21 protein-coding genes and 1 pseudogene are annotated in these 20,671 nt (G+C 62.0%); 12 read left to right on the forward strand and 10 right to left on the reverse strand.

Going from position 1 to position 20,671, the window contains the following annotated elements; all coding sequences use genetic code 11:
* Positions 1 to 13: 13 nt before the first annotated feature.
* A complete protein-coding gene (locus GV002_RS18135; protein ID WP_160019684.1) occupies positions 14 to 1,258 on the reverse strand; it encodes a sensor domain-containing diguanylate cyclase in 1,245 nt (414 codons plus the stop codon).
* A gap of 278 nt (positions 1,259 to 1,536) precedes the next feature.
* On the opposite strand from GV002_RS18135, the gene GV002_RS18140 reads away from it, so the two are divergent.
* Positions 1,537 to 1,800, forward strand: coding sequence for a YebG family protein (locus tag GV002_RS18140; RefSeq protein WP_017674979.1), 264 nt, complete (start codon positions 1,537 to 1,539; stop codon positions 1,798 to 1,800).
* 49 nt (positions 1,801 to 1,849) lie between these two features.
* Here GV002_RS18140 and GV002_RS18145 read toward each other — a convergent pair whose 3' ends face one another.
* Positions 1,850 to 2,092, reverse strand: coding sequence for a hypothetical protein (locus GV002_RS18145; protein ID WP_160019685.1), 243 nt, complete (start codon positions 2,090 to 2,092; stop codon positions 1,850 to 1,852).
* A gap of 289 nt (positions 2,093 to 2,381) precedes the next feature.
* Between GV002_RS18145 and GV002_RS18150 the strand changes: the two genes are divergently transcribed.
* From GV002_RS18150 to GV002_RS18175, 6 genes and pseudogenes are all read left to right on the forward strand, one after another.
* A complete protein-coding gene (locus GV002_RS18150) occupies positions 2,382 to 3,176 on the forward strand; it encodes an IclR family transcriptional regulator (RefSeq protein ID WP_160019686.1) in 795 nt (264 codons plus the stop codon).
* Positions 3,177 to 3,318: 142 nt separating this feature from the next.
* A complete protein-coding gene (locus tag GV002_RS18155) occupies positions 3,319 to 4,887 on the forward strand; it encodes an OPT/YSL family transporter (protein ID WP_218580346.1) in 1,569 nt (522 codons plus the stop codon).
* 75 nt (positions 4,888 to 4,962) lie between these two features.
* Positions 4,963 to 5,892, forward strand: a complete 930-nt coding sequence (locus tag GV002_RS18160) for a DUF1177 domain-containing protein (protein WP_160019687.1) — start codon at positions 4,963 to 4,965, stop codon at positions 5,890 to 5,892.
* Positions 5,892 to 6,136 (forward strand): annotated as a pseudogene (locus GV002_RS18165) (transglutaminase family protein); the annotation flags it as partial. The gene GV002_RS18160 and the pseudogene GV002_RS18165, both read left to right, overlap by 1 nt.
* A 38-nt stretch (positions 6,137 to 6,174) precedes the next feature.
* Positions 6,175 to 6,579, forward strand: a complete 405-nt coding sequence (locus GV002_RS18170; RefSeq protein WP_160019688.1) for a DUF488 domain-containing protein — start codon at positions 6,175 to 6,177, stop codon at positions 6,577 to 6,579.
* A 283-nt stretch (positions 6,580 to 6,862) separates the two neighbouring features.
* Positions 6,863 to 7,738 carry a DMT family transporter gene (locus GV002_RS18175; protein WP_160019689.1) on the forward strand — a complete coding sequence of 292 codons (876 nt, stop codon included), beginning with the start codon at positions 6,863 to 6,865 and terminating at the stop codon, positions 7,736 to 7,738.
* A 3-nt stretch (positions 7,739 to 7,741) separates the two neighbouring features.
* Here GV002_RS18175 and GV002_RS18180 read toward each other — a convergent pair whose 3' ends face one another.
* Positions 7,742 to 8,764 carry a Leu/Phe/Val dehydrogenase gene (locus tag GV002_RS18180; RefSeq protein ID WP_160019690.1) on the reverse strand — a complete coding sequence of 341 codons (1,023 nt, stop codon included), beginning with the start codon at positions 8,762 to 8,764 and terminating at the stop codon, positions 7,742 to 7,744.
* A gap of 100 nt (positions 8,765 to 8,864) precedes the next feature.
* Between GV002_RS18180 and GV002_RS18185 the strand changes: the two genes are divergently transcribed.
* Positions 8,865 to 9,668 (forward strand): SirB1 family protein, encoded by an 804-nt coding sequence (locus tag GV002_RS18185; protein WP_160019691.1) that lies wholly within the window; start codon positions 8,865 to 8,867, stop codon positions 9,666 to 9,668.
* Positions 9,669 to 9,712: 44 nt separating this feature from the next.
* On the opposite strand, the gene GV002_RS18190 is transcribed toward GV002_RS18185, so the two are convergent.
* The 3 genes from GV002_RS18190 to GV002_RS18200 form a co-directional block, all read right to left on the reverse strand.
* Entirely contained in the window at positions 9,713 to 10,069 is a 357-nt protein-coding gene (locus GV002_RS18190; RefSeq protein WP_160019692.1) for a PilZ domain-containing protein, read from the reverse strand.
* A 59-nt stretch (positions 10,070 to 10,128) separates the two neighbouring features.
* Positions 10,129 to 10,551 carry a DUF4124 domain-containing protein gene (locus GV002_RS18195; protein WP_160019693.1) on the reverse strand — a complete coding sequence of 141 codons (423 nt, stop codon included), beginning with the start codon at positions 10,549 to 10,551 and terminating at the stop codon, positions 10,129 to 10,131.
* 74 nt (positions 10,552 to 10,625) lie between these two features.
* Positions 10,626 to 11,000 (reverse strand): tetratricopeptide repeat protein, encoded by a 375-nt coding sequence (locus GV002_RS18200; protein WP_160019694.1) that lies wholly within the window; start codon positions 10,998 to 11,000, stop codon positions 10,626 to 10,628.
* Positions 11,001 to 11,255: 255 nt separating this feature from the next.
* Here GV002_RS18200 and GV002_RS18205 point away from each other — a divergent pair, with 255 nt between their 5' ends.
* Together GV002_RS18205 and pyk are read left to right on the forward strand one after the other, a co-directional pair.
* Positions 11,256 to 12,164 (forward strand): universal stress protein, encoded by a 909-nt coding sequence (locus GV002_RS18205; RefSeq protein ID WP_160019695.1) that lies wholly within the window; start codon positions 11,256 to 11,258, stop codon positions 12,162 to 12,164.
* A gap of 71 nt (positions 12,165 to 12,235) precedes the next feature.
* Entirely contained in the window at positions 12,236 to 13,687 is a 1,452-nt protein-coding gene (pyk, locus tag GV002_RS18210; protein ID WP_160019696.1) for a pyruvate kinase, read from the forward strand.
* A gap of 61 nt (positions 13,688 to 13,748) precedes the next feature.
* Here pyk and ycaC read toward each other — a convergent pair whose 3' ends face one another.
* On the reverse strand, positions 13,749 to 14,363 hold the full coding sequence (ycaC, locus tag GV002_RS18215) for an isochorismate family cysteine hydrolase YcaC (RefSeq protein ID WP_021490228.1): 615 nt from the start codon (positions 14,361 to 14,363) through the stop codon (positions 13,749 to 13,751).
* Between the two features lie 189 nt (positions 14,364 to 14,552).
* Between ycaC and GV002_RS18220 the strand changes: the two genes are divergently transcribed.
* Entirely contained in the window at positions 14,553 to 15,461 is a 909-nt protein-coding gene (locus GV002_RS18220; RefSeq protein ID WP_160019697.1) for a LysR family transcriptional regulator, read from the forward strand.
* A gap of 190 nt (positions 15,462 to 15,651) precedes the next feature.
* Here GV002_RS18220 and GV002_RS18225 read toward each other — a convergent pair whose 3' ends face one another.
* The 3 genes from GV002_RS18225 to GV002_RS18235 form a co-directional block, all read right to left on the reverse strand.
* Complete coding sequence (locus GV002_RS18225) at positions 15,652 to 16,425, reverse strand: enoyl-CoA hydratase (RefSeq protein WP_160019698.1); 774 nt, start codon at positions 16,423 to 16,425, stop codon at positions 15,652 to 15,654.
* Between the two features lie 75 nt (positions 16,426 to 16,500).
* Positions 16,501 to 17,439 (reverse strand): iron-sulfur-binding ferredoxin reductase, encoded by a 939-nt coding sequence (locus GV002_RS18230; protein WP_160019699.1) that lies wholly within the window; start codon positions 17,437 to 17,439, stop codon positions 16,501 to 16,503.
* Complete coding sequence (locus tag GV002_RS18235) at positions 17,432 to 18,559, reverse strand: sensor domain-containing diguanylate cyclase (protein WP_160019700.1); 1,128 nt, start codon at positions 18,557 to 18,559, stop codon at positions 17,432 to 17,434. The genes GV002_RS18230 and GV002_RS18235 overlap by 8 nt, the downstream gene beginning before the upstream one ends.
* A 462-nt stretch (positions 18,560 to 19,021) precedes the next feature.
* Here GV002_RS18235 and GV002_RS18240 point away from each other — a divergent pair, with 462 nt between their 5' ends.
* Positions 19,022 to 20,545, forward strand: a complete 1,524-nt coding sequence (locus GV002_RS18240) for a fumarate hydratase (RefSeq protein ID WP_160019701.1) — start codon at positions 19,022 to 19,024, stop codon at positions 20,543 to 20,545.
* Positions 20,546 to 20,671 lie beyond the last annotated feature (126 nt).

Raw genomic sequence — 20,671 nt, forward strand, 5'->3', positions numbered from 1 at the left:
AGACACAGGCCGTTCAGACGACAGCGAGCACCGGCTGACGTGATTCAGGCCAGGCGAAGCGGTGCTTGCCCGCTTCCTTGGCGAGATACATGGCCGCATCGGCCGCAGCGATAAGCCGGCGGCGATCTTCGCCATGTTCGGCATAGCGCGCCAGCCCCACACTGACGCCGACCCGCACATCGGGAAACTGCTCCAGCAGCGGCACATCAAGCGCCTCGATCAGACGCTGAGCCAGGCGCTCGACAGCGCCAGCATCACCTGCCGCGATGACAGCGAACTCATCCCCGCCGAGTCGTGCCAGCACTTCTCCTTCACGCATCAAACCCTGCCAACGTGCAACCACCGCCTTGAGTATCGCGTCTCCGCCAGCATGGCCATACTGATCGTTAATCGGCTTGAAGCCATCGAGATCGAGATAAAGTAGCGCCACCTGACGCTCTCCCCGCCTGGCGAGCGCCAATGCCTGATCCAGCATTTCGTTGAAGGCTCGTCGATTCGGCACCTGGGTGAGACTGTCGTGCTGCGACTCGAAGGTCAGGCGCTCGAGCAACTCGGCGCGCTCACTGAGGTCACGACGCAAATCGATAAACAGCAGCGTAAGCAGCCCTAGCATCAGCAGCGCAACACCGCCGCCGCCCCATAGCGCCAGATCCGAGCGCCATTCCAGATCCGCCTTCTGTTTTTCAAGGGATGCCGTTACGCCTCGTTCGATATTGCCGATGCGGACACGCATTTCATCCATGTAAAACTTGCCGACGTCCTCGGCCAGCATGCGCTGTGCAGCGCTCTGCCCCTGCTCCCTACGCACGACGATGGTCTGTGCCAGCTCGTTGCGCTTGAGCTGGCTGAGTCCGGCAATCGCATCAATATCAGGCTTGTAAGCACTGAGCATTGGGGTTTCGACAAGTAGCAACAGTTGCTCATCCAGTTGCCCGATGGCTCGTTCGTAGGGCGCGAGGTACTGCTCGTTGCCCGTGAGCAAATAGCCGCGCTGACCGATCTCAGCGTCCTGCAGGATAGAAAGCAACGAAGACAGCCGGTAAAGGGATCGATACAGATCTTGTACATCACGACCACTGGAGAGGCTGGCCTGACTTCCCCAGATAGCCCCAATGAGTAGCATCAGGCTCAGGTAAAACAGTGCCACCAGCGCGAGCAACTTGCGCTTTACACGACCGACTGAGTTCAAGGTGAACACCTCATGATTGGGCACTGCAAAGGCGAAGCACATACGCCCGAAGTGACTATAGATGCCCACTAAACAGCTACACAAGCGCCGCCCCGGAAAACGTTTGATAAAGAATCCGATGCTGACTCAACATATACAATAATTGTACAAACGTACCTGATCCTGCCGTTGGCGATACCTACACCCAAACGCCGCCGCCCGATGAATGCAGGCGCAAATCGAGTCATCTAAGCTGCCCATCAAGCCCAATGCTGGCAAAAAAGAAGCGAGTCCTTTATTCTCGCCACCACTGTACAAACAACCAGTTAATTACTGACCGACACGTATGAAGGCAGATGAGGTGATGAATGGCCGTCGAAGTGGTGTACCGCAGCAGTCGCGATCCGGAGCGCTTGTTCATGGATAAGGCCGAAGCCGATCGTTACGACAAGATGCTGGAGCTGGCCGAGCGCCTGAGCGAGGTGCTGCACAAGGCCGTGCCGTCCTTGAGCGAGGAACAGGGCGAGGAACTGGGTATATTCATGGCCAAGAATCGCGACGTGTTTGCCAAAGCGTTCAAGAGCCAGCCCGATGCCCTCGACGAACTCGAGGTCGACGCAGCCAGCGAGTGATCAGGCGTGCAGCCCGGGCACGCGCAATGTGGGCCCGGCCAGCATCACTTCAGCCCTCGCTCGCTCGATAATCTGCAGCAGCCGCCTGTAACCAGGCAGGTAGATCACGTCGCCTGACCCCCTCACGCTGCGCACTGGCCAATTGTTCCAGCATGTACGCGCGCTTGGCTGTATCGCCTTCGGCCAGCGACAGTGCCAGGTCACGGTCACTCCACTGACGGATGCGTCGATACAGCCACCAGTGGAAATACAACCCGACGGCCGTGGTAACGATGATGATGAAATAATCCATGGCAATTTCCCCCTCCCCTCACGCTAATCCAACCCGTGCCCCCGCGCCAAGCGCAGCATTGCCTCAGGCGCCAACGCCGGCGCGACACCGCTCTTCACGGTAATCGCAACGCGCGTGCGGTTTAAAATGGCCACGCGCGGGAAAATTCAAATGCCACCAAATAGATATCACCCACAATTACAATCACTCCAATAATGACCAATAAATAACTTGACGATTATTAGCGTGAGTTTTAATTTTTCCAAAATCGGCCACACATAGAGTTCCATATAACGGAACAAGGAGTGGTATGAGCACATTGGAAAACGCTGCTGCAATATTGTCATTATTTGCGCAACGACAAACAAACTTCAGCCAGCCGGGCATTAGCTTCAGCGATGTAGTCGCGCAACTGGAACTCCCTAAAAGTACCGCATCGCGTTTACTGAAAACCCTGGAAAGCCAGCACTGGCTGAAACGCGACCCGCATACTCGCCACTACCATATCGGTAGTCTGCTGCTGAAAGTGGCCGGCTTCTACCTATCGACACCGCTGGTCGAAAGTGCCGCGATGGCCATGAGACGACTTGCTCACCTGAGCATTTGCACGGGGTATATCGCCGTACTGGAAGGGTGCGAAGGTCGGGTGATGCGTGCGCTGCCGGGCAAGCACTTCATGCATGTCGTGACGCCGGTTGGGGCCCTGTCGCCTGCTGCCGAAACCTCCGTAGGCCGCGCCCTGCTTGCGCGTGAGAGCGATGAGCAGGTGCGCAGCCACTATGCAGAAGGCTACCGCGTGCAGTCACCTGGGTCCCCACAAACACTCGATGCCTTGCTGAAGGAACTCGCGCGAATCCGCTCGCGCGGCTGGTCACTGGCATGCAATGAAATCTTGCCTGGCATCAGCTCGCTGGCGACGGCAGTCTGCAACAAGCACCGCAGCGAAACGGTGGGACTGTGCCTGTCATACCCCTCGCTGAGCGAGGGTCAACCCTGCGCACCTGAAGTGCTCGCAGCCTTGATGGCTGTATCGCGAACACTCGGTGAAACACTGGGCGATAGTTACTGGGAACCCATCAGGCAACTGCCAGCATCAGCAATGTAAACACTTGCGCACAACGTACAGAAGTCTAACCACCATTTAAATCTTCACCCGTAGTTGCGCCCGGAAAGTTCCTTATAGCGGAACTCATAAAAACAATTTGCAAGCCCTTCGAAATAACCGCCGAATACGTCAGGGAGCAGTTATGAAGCCCGCACACCATAACCATTTATTGAGCGATATCGGCGTACTGTTCGTCATGGTGGTGCTGTCCGTGATCGGCGCAATCATCGGCATACAGTTGATCACTACATTGGGGGTAACGCCGATGACCTCGATCATCGGCGCGTTGGTGGCGATGCTGCTGGCTCGTCTGCCCTGGCAGGCGTTTCAACACTTTCGGCTGCTGGAAACACAGAACCTGGCGCAAACGGTCATTTCCTCGGCCACCTTCGGTGCAGCCAACAGTCTGCTAGCGCCCATTGCCCTGCCCTACGTGATGGGCCTGCCACATTTGATCATGCCAATGTTCTGCGGCGTGGCAGTGGCGATGCTGCTCGATGCCTACCTGCTGTATAGGCTCTTCGATACCAAGATCTTTCCTGCCACCGGCACCTGGCCACCCGGTATCGCCGCGGCCGAAGCTATCAAGGCCGGTGATCGTGGTGGCATGCAGGCACGCCTGCTGCTGATTGGCGTGGGTCTCGGTGTTGTCGGCTCCATCCTGAAGATTCCGATGGCGGCCTTCGGCACTGCCTTCATCGGCAATATCTGGGCACTGACGATGTTTGGTGCGGGGCTGTTGATACAGGCTTACAGCCTGCCGCTAACCGGAGTCGACCTCAACACGCATTACATTCCGCATGGTGTGATGGTAGGCGCTGGTCTGGTAGCGCTGATTCAGGTGGTGCTGATCATCTGCCGGAAAACCTCAGGCGCGGCCGCGACACACAACCAGCCTGATAGTGACGTGCGTGTGGCGCTGGGTCTGGGTGCACTGGGTTACGTCCTGATTGCCGCGCTGCTCGCACTGGCGACAGGCCTGTACAGTGAAATGTCGCTGATCATCCTCGCGGCATTCGTGCTGTACGCAGCCTTTGCTGCATTCGTGCACGAATTGATCGTGGGCATTGCCGCCATGCACTCGGGCTGGTTTCCGGCCTTCGCAGTGGCCCTCATCACGTTGATCATCGGCATTCTGCTCGGTTTTCCACCCCTGGCCCTGTGCGTACTCACCGGCTTTACTGCCGCCACTGGACCGGCGTTCGCCGATATGGGCTTCGATCTGAAAACGGGCTTCATTCTGCGCGGATATGGCGAGGACATGCCGCTGGAACTGCTGGGACGACGCACCCAGTTGATCGCCGCCATGCTGGCCTTCGTCATCGCCATCATCGTGGTCTATCTGTTCCATGCCAGCTATTTCCAGCAGGCGCTGATCCCACCGGTTGCGCGGGTATTCGCCAAAACCATCGAGGCAGGCTTGCAACCAGGCATTGCCATCGCTCTGCTGACCTGGGCCATTCCTGGCGCCATCGTGCAGTTCTGCGGCGGCCCGAAACGCCAGCTCGGCGTGTTGCTCGCCACCGGCTTGCTGATCAACAGCGCCGCAGCCGGTTGGGCGGTTCTCCTGGGCATCACCCTGCGTCTGTTGATACTGCGCCGTTGGGGCGAGAAGGGTCAGGACCAGATGGATATCGTCGCGGCCGGCTTCATTGCAGGCGACGCGCTTTACAGCTTCTTCAGTTCGATGCTCTCCAGCGCACGCAAGTGACGCCAGCTCGGCGCTGGCTGGGCTTTACGAAAAAACTGTCATTACGCGGCCCATTACACTCGCGAGGAATAAGCCATGAGTTTGCGACAGACGCTGCAGATCTTCGAGCTGCTCGACGATGCCTTCATCAGTGGTCAGCAGGTGATCGAGTTGTTCGAGCATTATCCGCGGGTCAGAGCAAGGACCTGGCAGGTCGATGGCGCGCGGGGTACGACGGATTTCGTGCGCATCGACGTGATCGGTAGCAACGGCAAGGAAGCTGGCGGCCAAGTACCGACACTGGGCATTATCGGCCGCCTGGGCGGCATTGGCGCGCGCCCGGCACGACTGGGCCTGGTTTCTGACGCCGACGGCGCCATCGCGGCGCTGGCCAGCGCGCTGAAACTGGCCGAAATGCAGGGTAAAGGCGATGTGCTGGCCGGCGATGTGACCATCATCACGCATATCTGTCCCGACGCGCCGACCCTGCCACATGAGCCGGTAGACTTCATGGACGCGCCCATCGACGATGTGACGATGGGCGATAACGAAGCCATTGCCCAGGCTGACGCGATTCTGTCGATCGATGCCACCAAGGGCAATCGAATCCTCAACCACAAGGGCTACGCGCTCTCACCGACCGTGAAGCAGGGCTACATCCTGCGCGTCGCCGAGGACCTGCTGCGCATCATGGAGGCAACCAGTGGGCGTGCGCCGGTCACCTTTCCGATCACCACTCAGGACATCACGCCTTACGGCAACGGCGTGTACCACCTCAACAGCATCCTGCAACCCTCAACGGCCACCGCCGTGCCCGTAGTGGGCGTCGCCTTGTGCAGCGAGTCGCTGGTGCCCGGCTGTGCCACAGGCGCCAGCCATGAGGTGGATATTGCTCTGGCGGTGAAATTCGTCGTGGAAGTGGCCAAGGAATTCGGGCACGGCACCTGCCGCTTTCACGACGAGGATGAATACCAGCGTCTTCTGGCGCTGTATGGCAGTTTGGCTAATCTGCAAAAAAGAGCCTGAGGCCAGAGCCGCTGACCCTAGCATTGAGTCCGCCGGAAGTGGCGCGCCGCCTGGATATTTCGCTACAGGGCGTGATTTTCCCCGGTCATTTCATGCTCCGTGTACTTGGCGCCGATCACCTGCTCGTCCCCTGCGGCGGGCGCCGCCTGCACACCTGGAGACAGCCGATGCCACCGACACGCTACGACGCCTGTCTCGCATTTTGCGCCTGCTGCATATGCAGCACGATGCCCAGGAAGCAGCACCAAGTGCGGCATTGCCGCAGGCTATGGAGGACATTCGATGATCCGTTGCAAGCGGGTTTACCTCGATGCCCAGGCCGGCCACGGCCAGCGCGTACTGGTCGACCGGCTATGGCCAAGGGGCCTGTCCAGGGAGGCCTTGGCGTTCGCTGAATGGCTACCCGAAGTCGCGCCATCTACCCAGCTGCGCAAGGCCTTCGCTCATCGCGCCGAAGCCTTCGCTGACTTCAGTGCGGCCTACCGCCGTGAGCTGGCGGGTCACCCTGAACATTGGCAGCGACTGCTGCATTGGGCGGCGAGCGACACGCTGACGCTGCTCTTCGCCGCACGCGATGAGGAACACAACAACGCACGAGTCCTGGCAGAGTTCCTCGAAGATGAGCTGCAGCGATACGACTCGCCCAGTTCACCGGTGTGTTACCAGGCCGAATTCGACGGCGATTGACCGTGCAGGCGCGGCAGGCTAGCCTTCAGGCTTCTGCACCATATTCGAACCTGCGTCCATGACCCTCACCGCGCATTGCCTCTACGAATTCGCCAGCGCCGCCTGCCGCGCCGCTGCCGATGGCTGCGCGCCGCCACCAGCCTGTCACGCCGGCACTCCACCACCGCCGGCCTCCGTCCAAGCGGGCTAACCCCGCCCTTCCTCGCTCCGTTTCATCGGCCTTGCCGAGACGTGTCTTTGCGCGCGTGCGGAGCTCATGCGGATTTTCGACAGGTGTTCCATCATGTGTTTCGATTCGACCTCTCTGCGCACCTATGGCGCAACCGCTCTGTTTGTATTGCTCTGGTCCGGTGGTGCGATCTTCGCTCGCCTGGGCCTGGACCATGCATCCCCCTTTGCTTTTCTGATCCTGCGTTTTGCCCTCGCCTTTGCAGCGCTGGTGCTGATCGCCAGTTGTTCCGGGGCCTGGCTACCCGAACGCGACTTGCGCTGGCCAACCGCCAAGGCCGGCCTGCTGATGATCGGCGGTTACAGCATCTGCTACATGCTGGCGCTAGCCGAAGGCATCACACCCGGTGTGCTGGCGACGGTGCTCGGCGTACAACCCATCCTGACCCTCACGCTGCTGGAGCGGCGCACCTCGCTGCTGCGTGTGCTCGGATTGCTGCTGGCGCTGGCCGGACTGGCGATAATAGTCGCGGGTAGTTTGCTGAGCAGCGCCATGCCACTGTCCGGTATGGCGCTGGCTCTTGGTGCCCTGCTCTGCATCACCTGCGGCACCATCGCCCAGAAAAACCTGCAACAGACGCCCATACGTGCCCTGCTGCTGCAGTACGGCCTTTGCCTACTGGCTAGCCTGATACTGTTGCCCAGCCAGGAGTGGCAGGTGCGTTTTGAAGTCGGGCTGATCGTGCCACTGCTGTGGATGGGACTGGTGATTTCGGTGGGCGCACAGTTACTGCTGTACCGGCTGATCCAAACCGGCAACCTGGTCAATATCACCAGCCTGTTCTATCTGGTTCCGGTGACGACAGCGCTGCTCGATTACCTGCTGCTGGGGAATCATCTTTCGGTCAGTGCTCTGGCCGGAATGGTCGCGATCCTGCTCGGCCTGGCCTTGGTCTTTCGCTTCGCCCCTCAGCTGGAACGGGTCGGATAGCGGCTAGGTGCGATAGAGCAGGCCTTCCGCCAGATAGTCGGCGACTCGCGCGGGGGAACGTTTTTCAGCCTGGGCATGGGCGTAGACCTCGGTCAGACGCCGGCTGATCTGCGCCAGATGCGCGGTGATCGCCGACAGCTCCTCACCGCGATGACGCAGCGCCACGTAGATCAGCCCGCCGGCATTGAGCACGTAATCCGGTGCGTAGAGAATCCCGCGAGCTTCCAACTGGTCGGCCACTTCAGGGCTGGCCAGCTGATTGTTGGCAGCCCCTGCCACCGCTGCGCAGCGTAGATGGGCGACCGTCTGCGCATTCAGCACACCACCCAGGCCGCAGGGCGCAAGGATGTCGCAGGGTGTGGTGAGCAGCGCATCGCTGGCAATCGGGTGCGCCCCCAGTTGTTCGACGGCCAGTTGCACACGCCCGGCATCGAGGTCGCTGACCAGCAGTTCGACGCCAGCGGCATGCAGCGCTTCGGCCAGGGCGAAGCCGACATTGCCCAGGCCCTGAACGGCGACCCGCAGCCCTTCCAGATCGTCGCTGCCAAGACGCGCCTGGGCCGTGGCGCGAATGCCCGCGAATACGCCCAACGCCGTGTGCGGCGAGGGATCACCTTCGCTGGTCGTGCTGGTTGCGTGACGGGTGTACTGGGCGATGCAGTCCATGTCGGCGCTGGAGGTGCCGCTGTCGATGGCGGTGATGTAACGTCCATTGAGGGTTTCGATAAAACGCCCGAAGGCTTCGAACAGCGCAGCCCGGCTCGGCAGATGCGGCGGACGGATGATCACCGCCTTGCCGCCACCGTGGTCGATACCCGCCAGCGCCGCCTTGTAGCTCATGCCCTGAGCCAGACGAATGGCATCGCCAATGGCGCTTTGTTCATCGGCATAGGGCAGGTAACGACAGCCGCCGAGTGCTGGCCCGAAGCGGGTGTTGTGAATGGCGATAACGGCCTTGAGACCGCTGGCCGGATCCTCGGCCAGGTGCAGGGCCTCGAGGCGGGCGGCTTCCATCATGCTGAACATGGGCGAGCTCCCGGTCGGACTTCAGGCCTCAGTATAGGAGAGCCACACTGGACGACGACCTTGCCAGGGGCTACAAAAGCACAATCCAGCGGAGAATGCGATGAACCCACGCCAAGCCTGCCTGCAGTGCCTGCAACGCGATCCACCCGCCCTGTTCGAGGCGGCGCTGTGGATCGCCGCCGAACACGATGATCAGCTCCAGCCTGTGCAGATACTGAGCGACCTGCACAGCCTGTTACTGCAGGTCAGCGCTGGGCTACCCGCCCTGCCCGCTCGCGAACTGGCCCAGCCGTTGCTGCGCCGACTTGCCGAGCTCGATTTCCAGGAAGACGACGAAGGCGTGACACGTCCATACCATGCCCTGCTGCATGAAGTGCTACGCCGCCGACGCGGCCAGCCGCTGCCCCTGGCATTGATCGCGCTGGAAGTGGCGCGCCGCCTGGATATCCCACTGCAGGGCGTGAATTTCCCGGGTCATTTCATGCTCCGTGTACCTGGCGCCGATCACCTGCTCGACCCCTGCGGCGGACGCCGCCTGTACACCCGCGACTGCCGTGATCAGCTCTATCGCCAGTTGGGCCCGGATGTCGAACTCAGCGCCGTGCATCTGCAGACAGCCGATGCCGCCGACATGCTACGACGCCTGTCTCGCAATCTGCGCCTGCTGCACGTGCAGCACGATGCGCCCGAGGCAGCCCTCAAGGATGCCGAGCGCGTCCTGCAGCTCGGCCCGCCGAACCTGGTCGATCACCTGGCTCGCGCGGACGTCTATCGACGACTGGATTGCCCCCAGGGTGAGCGCTATGACCTGGAACGCGCGCTGCTGTTCTGTGAGGAAGAAGGTCTGCGCCTGCAGTTGAGCCAGCGCTTGCGCGACCTGGCGCGTACGCCCGCAGTGCATTGAAACGGCAGAGACGGCAGCCTCAGACGGCTCGCACGAGCGAAATATCAGGCAGACGCCGCCAGACCGTGGAAGCTGAAGTAGTAACGCAGCGCGTCGATCATCTCGACGTAGTCGGCAGGCGGCGCCACCAGGGCGAACCCGGAATCGTAGATGCCAGGCGTAACATCTTCACGGCACCACTGGCAATTGGCGGAGAAGTCGATGAAATGCATGCCATGCTGGCCTGGAATTTTCAGGCGCATGTCGAAGCGTGCGCCCACCAGCATCGGCAACTGGCTGATCAGCATCAGGCCGTCGAGGGAGACATTGCCGATGGAGCCCATCGGTTTGTCGGTGATGCGATTGAACACCTTCAGGTAGTAGGGCAACTGATGGCGTTCGATTCGGCGCTGGCTACGCATAGTGGCAAATCGCTACAAAGGAACTTGAGTATGGCCCTACTACGGCCACTTAACCACCCTCAAGGACAGCGTTGGGCAATCCGCTCGCGCAACTGGCGACGAGCGGCGTCTGTTTCTTCATCACTGTAGTAGATGCGTTCACCGTTGGCGTCTGTGCGGTAATAGCTGAAGCCTTCGGCAATCTGCGCCAGGCGCCGGCGCAGATCGCGGCATTCGTTGACGCGCTCTTCGCGTTGCGCGGTCGCGGCTGCCGCCGCCTGTTGCTGCTCCTCGCGCCGGGCATCATAGAAACGCTGGCTGCGCGCCTCGCGCTCACGCGTGTGCTCGTCACGCTCGACCACCTGCGGCTTCACCTGCACGGTTTCAGCCCCGGCCACGGGCCGTTGGCCGAAATGCACCCGCCCCTGCTCGTCCGTCCAGCGATAGATTTCCGCCGTGGCCAGCGTGGGCAGCAATGCAGCGATCAACAACAAGTGGCGCATGTTCATCCTCCATGAGCGACATATGCCAGCTTATACCGCGCCACGTCGTCGAGGAACGCCGGACGACCGAAGGCTCAGAGTGTGGCCGGACTGACCTTGGCCGCCGTCGCCGGGCTGTGATGCCCCAACTGCTCCAGCGTCTGCAGCCGCGCGCGGGCACGGTAGGCATACTCGCTGGCCGGATAGCGCGTGATGATGAACTGGTAGGTCTGCGCGGCATCGACGAACAGGTTCTCGCGCTCCAGGCATTGACCGCGCAACAAGGAAATCTCCGGCTGCAGGTAATTGCGCGAGCGGCTCTTGCGCTCGGCCTGCGACAGCTCCAGCGCGACACGGGCGCAATCGCCTTCGTGGTAGGCGCGATAAGCGTTGTTCAGATGATGGTCGAGCGAGACACGGGTGCAACCCGTGGCAACCAGGGCCACGGCCAGAATGATCAGGGTACGCATGGGCAATTCCTCCAATGAGCAGTGTATCGACAGCCCAGGCAAAAACTGAACAGCGGCAAGCCGACTATGGTTCTCCGGCAGCGACCTGGCGCGTTTCAGCCAGCGAGCGTGTCTTTCCTCTTTACCGGCACCGACGGCCAGACGGCTCAGCCTCTGGAACCAGCGCCAGATCGTCGCATGCGCTGACCCACATCAATGCCACTCGCTGCAATAGCGCCTGTAATGCAGCCATACACTCCAGGCGAGGACCCTGCCATGAACGTTCAACGGCTGCTGGTCGTCATCGACGCCGAACACCAGCAACAACCTGCCCTACAACGTGCCGTCGATGTGGCACGCAAGATTGGCGCCGAATTGCACCTGCTGCAGGTCGAATACCACCCAAGCCTGGAGAGCGGCCTGCTGGGCAGTCATCTGCTCAACCGCGCCCGTGAAACCATCCTGCGACAAAACCACGAGGCCCTGCGTGCCAGCGTCGCTCACCTGAGCGATGAAGGATTCAGGATCGAAGTGGACGTACGCTGGGGCAAACGCCGCCACGAAGAGATCCTTGCCCGCGTGGCGGTGCTGCAACCGGACATCCTGTTCAAATCGACGCACCCCAGCAGTGCGCTGCGCCGCCTCTTGTTCAGTGACACCAGTTGGCAGCTGATTCGCCGCTGCCCGGTGCCACTGTGGCTGGTGCACGACGCCGAGCCCCGCGGCCAGAGCCTGTGCGCCGCGCTCGACCCACTGCACAGTGCGGACAAACCCGCCGCCCTCGATCATCAGCTGATTGATACCAGCCAGATCCTGCAGGCCGAGCTCGGCTTACAGGCCCAATACCTGCACGCGCAGGCGCCGCTGCCGCGTTCGCTGCTGTTCGATGCCGAGGTAGCGCAGGAATATGAAGACTACGTGACCCAGTGCAGCCGCGAGCACCGCGAAGCCTTCGACAAGCTGATCGCCCAGCACGCCATCGATAGAGCACAGGCCCATCTGCTGGACGGTTTTGCCGAGGAAGTCATCCCGCGTTTCGTGCGTGAGCACAATATCGGCCTGCTGGTGATGGGCGCCATCGCCCGCGGCCATCTGGACAGCCTGCTGATCGGCCACACCGCAGAACGGGTGCTGGAACGTGTCGAGTGCGATCTGCTGGTGATAAAACCGCACGGCAAAGGGTAGTGCACAGGAACAATGACTACAGCCCGGCGCCGTAGTAGCCTCCCGGACATAGTTCACTAGGGAGTTCGTGCATGACCTTTCGCCGCACCAAAATCGTCGCCACCCTGGGCCCGGCCAGCAGCTCGCCGGAAGTACTGGAGCAACTGATCCTCTCCGGTCTCGACGTGGCCCGTCTGAACTTCTCCCACGGCACGCCGGACGACCACAAGGCGCGCGCAGCCCTGGTTCGCGAGCTGGCCGCCAAACACGGTCGTCATGTCGCGCTGCTCGGCGACCTGCAAGGCCCGAAGATCCGCATCGCCAAGTTCGAGAACAAGCGTATCGAGCTCAAGGATGGCGACCTGTTCCGCCTCTCCTCCAGCCACTCGCGCACGGCCGGCACCCAGGACGTGGTCGGCATCGACTACCCGGCGCTGATCCAGGACTGCGATGTCGGTGATGAACTGCTGCTCGACGACGGCCGCGTGGTCATGCGCGTCGAACTCAAGGGTGCCGACGAGCTGCACTGCCGCGTACTGATCGGCGGCCCGCTGTCGGACAACAAAGGCATCAACCGCCGTGGCGGTGGCCTCACCGCGCCTGCTCTGACCGAGAAAGACAAGGTCGATATCAAGGTCGCCGCCGAGATGGACCTGGACTACCTGGCCGTATCCTTCCCGCGCGATGCAGCCGACATGGATTACGCCCGTCGCCTGCTCACCGAAGCCGGCGGTACTGCCTGGCTGGTGGCCAAGATCGAACGCGCCGAAGCCGTGGCCGATGATGAAACGCTGGACGGTCTGATCCGCGCCAGTGACGCAGTGATGGTCGCTCGTGGCGACCTGGCCGTGGAAATCGGTGACGCCGAGCTGGTCGGTATCCAGAAGAAGATCATCGCTCACGCCCGTCGCCTGAACAAAGCCGTGATCACCGCCACGCAAATGATGGAGTCGATGATCCACAGCCCGATGCCGACCCGCGCCGAAGTCTCCGACGTGGCCAACGCCGCGCTGGACTACACCGACGCAGTGATGCTGTCGGCCGAGAGCGCTGCGGGCGAATACCCGGTCGAAGCCGTGCAGGCCATGGCCCGCGTGTGCCTGGGCGCCGAGAAGCACCCGACCAGCAAGCAGTCCAGCCACCGCCTGGGCCGCACCTTCGAGCGCTGCGACGAAAGCATCGCCCTGGCAACCATGTACACCGCCAACCACTTCCCGGGCGTCAAGGCCATCATCAGCCTCACCGAGAGTGGCTACAGCCCGCTGATCATGTCGCGCATTCGCTCGTCGATCCCGATCTTCGCCTTCACCCCGCACCGCGAAGCCCAGGCTCGCGTGGCACTGTTCCGTGGCGTCTACACCGTGCCGTTCGACCCGGCCTCGCTGCCAGCCAACAAGGTCAGCCAGGCGGCGGTGGACGAGCTGCTCAAGCGCGGCGTGGTCGAGCCGGGCGACTGGGTCATCCTGACCAAGGGCGACAGCTACCACGGCACCGGCGGCACCAACACCATGAAGATCCTCCACGTCGGCGATCCGATGGTGTGATCCCCCCGTGAATGCAAAAGGCCGCTCATCGAGCGGCCTTTTGCGTTTCAGCGGTCTCGCTTCATTTCTGGTTGTAGCTCTGGATCAGGTTGGCGTAAGCCGGCAAGTGGCCGCCGAGGATACCGCCGAACCCTTCGACGTCATTTCGCCAGTCGCGGTGCAGCTCACCACCGACGCTGAACCAGTTGACCAGTTGGGCGCCGGCATGGGCCATGCGTGCCAAGGCGGCATCGCGCACTGCGGTGTTGAAGGTGCCGGAAGCGTCCGTCACCACGAAGACGTCATAACCGGCCTCCAGTGCGGAGAGCGTGGGAAATGCCACGCAAACGTCGGTGACCACACCCGCGATGATCAGCTGCTTGCGCCCTGTGGCCTTGATCGCGTTGACGAAATCCTCGTTATCCCAGGCATTGATCTGCCCCGGGCGAGCGATATAGGGCGCATCCGGAAACATGGCCTTGAGCTCCGGCACGATGGGGCCATTGGGGCCCGTTTCGAAGCTGGTGGTAAGAATGGTCGGCAGCTTGAAGAACTTGGCGATATCGGCCAGTGCCATGACGTTGTTCTTGAACTCGTCGGGCGAATAGTCGCGCACCAGCGAGAGCAAACCCGCCTGGTGATCGATCAACAATACGACGGCATCGTCCTTGTCCAAACGCTTGTAAGTGAAAGCCATGGGAAAACTCCTGTACGGGTGATGAGACTGAACCTCGAGACCATTACGATCTCGGAGAACGCTCAGCCTAGTGGCAGGGGCCGCTGGCAATCGACCGCACAGAGGGAAAATAGCTTTTCGAAAAAACAGAACAAAAAACCTCGACGAAGGCATTACCCTCATCCAATCGAATCGGGGAGAAGCCCGCACATGAAGCTTGATCTGCAGGAAATCGAAACCTATCTGCGCGTGGTGGAATTGGGTGGCGTAAGCCGGGCAGCGGAGGACCTGGCGCTATCCAAGTCGGTGATCAGCAAGCGTTTGAGCGATCTGGAAAAACGTCTCGGTAGCAAGCTGCTGCACCGCTCGACGCGCAAGGTCACACCGACCGACACCGGCCTGGCCTTCTATCAACAGACCAAGCAGGCGCTACTGGAACTGAGCGAAGCGGCCGAGGCTGCAGCCTTCAATGACAGTGGACTATGCGGCCGCCTGAACATCCTGGCGCCGATGAGCTTCGGCACGCTATGGCTGGCGCCGCTGATCGCCGAATTCATGCGTCTGCATCCACAGCTGGAAGTCAGCCTGTATCTCGAAGATCGCATCAGCGATTTCGAACGCGAAGGCTATGACCTCTGTGTACGGATCTCACGCATCGGCGATAGCGCGCTGATCGCCCGCAGGCTCGCCAGCAGCGCCCGGATACTCTGCGCCAGCCCGGAGTACCTGCAACGGCAGGGCACACCAGAGGATGTCGAGGCGCTGCGTGAGCACGACTGCATCGGCTACAGCAACGTCGCTTCACGGCAATTCTGGTCCTTCGAAAACGACGATGAGCAAGGCGAACTGGCGAACGTGGCACCACGCGGACGTTTTTCCAGCAACAACGGCGAAGTCATGCGCGAACTGGTGCTGGCCGGCCAGGGTCTGGCGTTGCTGCCAAGCTTCCTGGTCCACCGGCATCTGAAAGACGGTTCGCTGGTCGAGATCCTGCCTCAGGCGCGGCCCAAGCCTTACTCGATCTATGCCATGTACCCGCGCTCCCGGCGGGCTTCACGCAAGGTCGTGGCGCTTTGCGAGTTTCTCCAGCAGCGCCTGGTCGAACCGCCTTGGGAATAGATCAGTACGACACTGAAATCCCCGGTGCGCACGGCGCACCCTACTGGCTGGCTTGACAGCTACCGCGTTAGCGGCGGCACCCACACCCTGAAGTTCCTGCACGTCGGCGATCCGACGGTGTGATCCCCCGGTAGGGTGCGCCGTGCGCACCAGGGTACGACACTGACATCCTCGGTGCGCACGGCGCACCCTACGTGAAGCGAGAGAAATCCGGCGTCCTGCGCTGCATGAATGCCGTCAACGCCTCGACGGCCTCCGGCGAGCGCAGGCGCTGGCCGAACAGAGCACCCTCCTCCTCGATCACCTTGCGCAGCTGCTCGCGATCCGGCGCGCGCATCAGCCGTTTGCTGTCGGCGACCGCCGATGGCGCCAGGTCGAGAAAACGCTGCGCCATCTCGCGCGCCTTGTTCAGCGTCGTCGCGCCATCCTCCAGCGCCTGGTTGGCGATCCCCCAGGTCGCGGCCTGCTCGCCCGTGAAGGCCTGACCGAGCAACAGCAACTCGGCAGCACGCGCATGCCCCAGCAAACGCGGCAGAATCAGGCTGGAACCATATTCAGGGCACAGACCAAGATTGACGAAGGGCATTTTCAACTGCGCATCACGGCTGACGTAGACCAGATCGCAATGCAGCAACAAGGTGGTACCGATACCCACCGCCGGGCCGGCCACGGCGGCGACCACCGGCTTGCTGAGCTCGAACAGGGCGCGCATGAACTGGAACACTTCGCTGTTCAATCCGCTGGGTGGCGCCTGGATGAAGTCGGCGACATCGTTGCCGCTGGTGAAGCACACCTCGCTTCCGCTGAGCAGCACCACGCGCACGCTGGGGTCGCGCTCGGCCTCGTCCAGCATTTCAGCCATACCGGCGTACATGGCACGGGTCAGCGCATTCTTCTTGTCCGGACGGTGCATGCGCAGGGTCAACAGACCGCCGTCGCGTTCGATATGCAGGTGTTCGCTCATGAAATGCTCCAGAACCGTAGGGTGCGCCGTGCGCACCACACGCCTGGGCAGCCGGGCCGGTGCGCACGGCGCACCCTACGCGCGGGGAAGGAAAACGTCGGCGAGCATCTGGCTGCGCGGCAAGCCGGCCATGTAGAGGCGCCGCGCAAAGCTGTCGACCGTAGAAGGACGGCCGCAGAGTAAGGCGAGGGTCTGCCGTGAAACAAGGCGCAGTTCGGCCAAAGCAGCCGGCAACTGCGCCGCCGTTATCAGCTCCACCTGCAGGTTGGCGTGTTGCGCCGCCAGCGCCTGAAGCTCGCTCGCCAGATAGTGCTCGGCCGACTCATGCGCCACGTGCAGCAGGCGGATGGCGCCTTGGTGCTCCTGACGCAACGCTTCACGCAACACCCCGTAGAGCGGCGCCAGACCGGTACCGGCAGCCATCAGCCAGAGTGGTCGCGTCTGCCAATCGACGTCGTAATGCAGGGCGCCACCGCGCAGCTCACCGAGGCGCAGCGCGTCGCCAACCTGCAGGTGCCGCGCTGCATCGCAGAATGCACCGGGCAGGCGGCAATCGATGTGAAATTCCAGGCAGTCGTCCTCGCCTGGCACACTGGCCAGTGAATAGGGCCGGGCAACGCCTTGTTCATTCCACAGCAGCAGATGCTGGCCGGGGCGATAGCGCAACGATCTGGCCGGCTGCAAGCGCAGACGTAAAACCTGCGGGCTGGGCCAGTCCAGAGCGACCACCCTGGCCGCCAGGCCATCACGCTGCGGGTCGAAGGGTTCGACCTGCAGGTCGTCGATCACCTGGCACTGACAAGCCAGGCGCCAGCCCTCGGCACGCTTGTCGGCCGCCAGTGCCTCGGGCTGACGATCCAGCGGCTCACCGGCTACGCAGCGCACCAGACAGGCGTGACAACTGCCGGCGCGGCAGCTGTAAGGCACCGCTACACCGCCTCCGAGCAACGCATCGAGCAAGTTGGTTTGTTGGACGACCTGCAACTGCAGGTCACCCACACGCAGTTCAGGCACCCGCATTCTCCCAGCTGGCATCGCAACGATTACGTCCGCCGCGCTTGGCCTGGTAAAGCGCCTGATCGGCACGCTGCAGGGCTTCATCGAGATCGTCACCGGCGACCAGCAGCGTCATGCCGGCGGACAGGCTGAGATTGTCGACCTTCACGCCCAACGGCTCGGCCCTGGCGAAGGCTTCGCGCAGGCGCTCGCAGCAGGCGGTGAACTGGTCGGCATCGGTATTGGGCAATAGCAGGACGAATTCCTCACCGCCGTAGCGGGCAATGATGTCGCCGTCACGCAGACAGGCACGGGCAACTGCGGCGAAGGTTTGTAGCACCCGGTCACCGGCAGCATGGCCATGAGCATCGTTGATTCGTTTGAAATGGTCCAGGTCGATCAACGCCAGACCGTGATGTCGCCCGTGGTCCAGATGTTCCAGTTCGCGGGTGGCCAGACGCAGGAAATGGCGACGGTTGAACAGCCCGGTGAGTTCGTCGGTGGCGACCAGATCCTCGAGCTGGCGCATCATCCCGCGCAAGGTGTCCTGATGCGCCTGCAAGGCGAAGCGGCGTTGGCGCATGCGTTTGCGCATGGCCTGCACGTAGCTGGAGAAAAGACACAGCCAGACCAGCAGAATGAACAGCACCCACACCTGCAGCCAGGCCATGCCCGGGTCCACCAACTGCATGCGATAGGCCTCGATCAGCACCATGGCAGTGAAGCCGAAGAAGGCAAAGGCGGCGCAACGCACGAACACCCGCGGCGGCAACTGGAATACGCCGAACAGCAGGATCAGTACATAGAAGACCATCATCACGCCGCGCGCACTGTCGAACAGCGCCAGCACCGGTGGCTGCCAGGCTAGCGCCACCAACACCTGGGCTTCGGTCAGGCTGGGATCGTCACAACGCAGGTTGCGCCCGGAGAGAAACAGCCACAGAAATACCAATTGGCTGCCGAACACGCCCAGTGTCAACCAGGCGGCAGTACTGAGGGAGCCGAGAAAAAGACCATTGAACACGGCGAACCAGCAGACGAGCGCCATCATCGCGTAGGTAGCGAAGGCCATGGCGAAGCGTTTGAGCAGGAGGCTCTGCAGGCTGCGTTGCGTTCCCCGGCGAGTCGTTGAGCTCATGGGCTCCATCCCATACTGGCATCTGGCCGTACTCTACCCTTGTGATCACAAAAAACCTAGGCCGCAGTAGGAAACCGCTGAAAATCAGGCAAGCCAGTCAGCGCGGGAAAGAACAGGCGAAAACGATCGCAGTCGCGCCCGACGTTACTGGCTGCAAATGAGCATTCGACCAGGCTGGCGTTCCGCCTGTTTTAACGTAACGATGGCGATGCACGACTGCATGGATGCAGGAGCTAGAGGGACAGCCGAGGTCGCTTTGCCGGCGCCCGATAACCGCCCACTGCACTTGCCATCGACGTTCGGCTGCTGTGCCCGACGCGAGCGGGTGCGGTATACTGCCGCGCCTTTTTGGGCGGCTCTGAAGATATCGTCAAGGTGGTTTCCAGAGCTGCCCTTCCGCCGTTGCGCCGGGTCGTTGTCCGGCGCTTCCTTGTTGATGTTCCCTGATAGAGGAGCGCCCCAATGACCGTGATCAAGCAGGACGACCTGATTCAGAGCGTCGCCGACGCACTGCAGTTCATCTCCTATTACCACCCCGTCGACTTCATCCAGGCGATGCACGAGGCCTACCTGAAGGAAGAGTCGCCGGCCGCCAAGGACTCCATGGCGCAGATCCTGATCAACTCGCGCATGTGTGCCACCGGCCACCGCCCGATCTGCCAGGACACCGGCATCGTCACCGTGTTCATCAAGGTCGGCATGGACGTGCGCTGGGACGGCGCCACCATGAGCGTCGACGACATGATCAACGAGGGCGTGCGTCGCGCCTACAACCTGCCGGAAAACGTGCTGCGCGCCTCGATCCTGGCCGACCCGGCCGGTGCCCGCAAGAACACCAAGGACAACACCCCGGCGGTGATCCACTACTCCATCGTTCCCGGTGACAAAGTGGAAGTGGACGTCGCAGCCAAGGGCGGCGGCTCCGAGAACAAATCGAAGATGGCCATGCTCAACCCGTCCGACTCCATCGTCGACTGGGTGCTGAAGACCGTGCCGACCATGGGCGCCGGCTGGTGCCCGCCGGGCATGCTCGGCATCGGCATCGGTGGTACTGCCGAAAAAGCGGCAGTGATGGCCAAGGAAGTGCTGATGGAGCACATCGATATCCACGAGCTGCAGGCTCGCGGCCCGCAAAACCGCATCGAAGAGCTGCGCCTGGAGCTGTTCGAGAAGGTCAACCAGCTGGGCATCGGCGCCCAGGGCCTGGGCGGCCTGACCACCGTGCTCGACGTGAAGATCATGGATTACCCGACCCACGCGGCTTCGCTGCCGGTGTGCATGATCCCCAACTGCGCCGCCACCCGTCACGCCCACTTCGTGCTCGACGGCTCGGGACCTGCCGAACTGGAAGCGCCGGATCTGGACGCCTACCCGGAAATCGTCTGGGAAGCCGGCCCGAGCGCACGTCGCGTCAACCTCGACACCCTGACCCCGGAAGACGTGCAGAGCTGGAAGCCGGGCGAGACCGTTCTGCTCAACGGCAAGATGCTCACCGGCCGCGACGCTGCGCACAAGCGCATGGTCGACATGCTCAACAAGGGCGAGCAACTGCCGGTGGACCTCAAGGGTCGCTTCATCTATTACGTCGGCCCGGTCGATCCGGTCGGTGACGAAGTGGTTGGCCCGGCTGGCCCGACCACCGCTACCCGCATGGACAAGTTCACCCGTCAGATCCTCGAGCAGACCGGCCTCTTGGGCATGATCGGCAAGTCCGAGCGCGGCCCGATCGCCATCGACGCGATCAGGGACAACAAGGCCGTGTACCTGATGGCCGTCGGCGGCGCGGCCTACCTGGTGGCTCAGGCGATCAAGAAGTCCAAGGTCCTGGCCTTCGAAGAGCTCGGTATGGAAGCCATTTACGAGTTCGACGTGAAAGACATGCCGGTGACCGTCGCGGTCGACACCAACGGTGAGTCGGTACACATCACCGGCCCTGCGATCTGGAACAAGAAGATCGCCGAAAGCCTGGCGGTGGAAGTGAAGTAAGGCAGCCGCAAGCGACAAGCTTCAAGCTGCAAGAAGAAGCCCGGCCATGTGCCGGGCTTCTGCGTTTCCGGGCGCTGACATTGAATCGGAGCTGCCGGCATGGATCAGCCGGCGGAACGATACCTG

Source organism: Pseudomonas sp. 8O (assembly GCF_902506495.1).
GTDB classification, from domain to species: Bacteria; Pseudomonadota; Gammaproteobacteria; order Pseudomonadales; family Pseudomonadaceae; genus Aquipseudomonas; species Aquipseudomonas chaetocerotis.

What these genes read in the sequence shown, in the direction of transcription:
- GV002_RS18150 (WP_160019686.1), top strand. Translation starts at nt 2,382, where the DNA reads ATGAGCACATTGGAAAACGCTGCTGCAATATTGTCATTATTTGCGCAA.
- pyk (WP_160019696.1), top strand. Translation starts at nt 12,236, where the DNA reads ATGACCTTTCGCCGCACCAAAATCGTCGCCACCCTGGGCCCGGCCAGC.
- GV002_RS18160 (WP_160019687.1), top strand. Translation starts at nt 4,963, where the DNA reads ATGAGTTTGCGACAGACGCTGCAGATCTTCGAGCTGCTCGACGATGCC.
- GV002_RS18170 (WP_160019688.1), top strand. Translation starts at nt 6,175, where the DNA reads ATGATCCGTTGCAAGCGGGTTTACCTCGATGCCCAGGCCGGCCACGGC.
- ycaC (WP_021490228.1), bottom strand. Translation starts at nt 14,363, where the DNA reads ATGGCTTTCACTTACAAGCGTTTGGACAAGGACGATGCCGTCGTATTG.
- GV002_RS18235 (WP_160019700.1), bottom strand. Translation starts at nt 18,559, where the DNA reads ATGAGCTCAACGACTCGCCGGGGAACGCAACGCAGCCTGCAGAGCCTC.
- GV002_RS18190 (WP_160019692.1), bottom strand. Translation starts at nt 10,069, where the DNA reads ATGCGTAGCCAGCGCCGAATCGAACGCCATCAGTTGCCCTACTACCTG.
- GV002_RS18200 (WP_160019694.1), bottom strand. Translation starts at nt 11,000, where the DNA reads ATGCGTACCCTGATCATTCTGGCCGTGGCCCTGGTTGCCACGGGTTGC.
- GV002_RS18175 (WP_160019689.1), top strand. Translation starts at nt 6,863, where the DNA reads ATGTGTTTCGATTCGACCTCTCTGCGCACCTATGGCGCAACCGCTCTG.
- GV002_RS18195 (WP_160019693.1), bottom strand. Translation starts at nt 10,551, where the DNA reads ATGCGCCACTTGTTGTTGATCGCTGCATTGCTGCCCACGCTGGCCACG.
- GV002_RS18140 (WP_017674979.1), top strand. Translation starts at nt 1,537, where the DNA reads ATGGCCGTCGAAGTGGTGTACCGCAGCAGTCGCGATCCGGAGCGCTTG.
- GV002_RS18180 (WP_160019690.1), bottom strand. Translation starts at nt 8,764, where the DNA reads ATGTTCAGCATGATGGAAGCCGCCCGCCTCGAGGCCCTGCACCTGGCC.
- GV002_RS18225 (WP_160019698.1), bottom strand. Translation starts at nt 16,425, where the DNA reads ATGAGCGAACACCTGCATATCGAACGCGACGGCGGTCTGTTGACCCTG.
- GV002_RS18240 (WP_160019701.1), top strand. Translation starts at nt 19,022, where the DNA reads ATGACCGTGATCAAGCAGGACGACCTGATTCAGAGCGTCGCCGACGCA.
- GV002_RS18205 (WP_160019695.1), top strand. Translation starts at nt 11,256, where the DNA reads ATGAACGTTCAACGGCTGCTGGTCGTCATCGACGCCGAACACCAGCAA.
- GV002_RS18145 (WP_160019685.1), bottom strand. Translation starts at nt 2,092, where the DNA reads ATGGATTATTTCATCATCATCGTTACCACGGCCGTCGGGTTGTATTTC.
- GV002_RS18220 (WP_160019697.1), top strand. Translation starts at nt 14,553, where the DNA reads ATGAAGCTTGATCTGCAGGAAATCGAAACCTATCTGCGCGTGGTGGAA.
- GV002_RS18185 (WP_160019691.1), top strand. Translation starts at nt 8,865, where the DNA reads ATGAACCCACGCCAAGCCTGCCTGCAGTGCCTGCAACGCGATCCACCC.
- GV002_RS18155 (WP_218580346.1), top strand. Translation starts at nt 3,319, where the DNA reads ATGAAGCCCGCACACCATAACCATTTATTGAGCGATATCGGCGTACTG.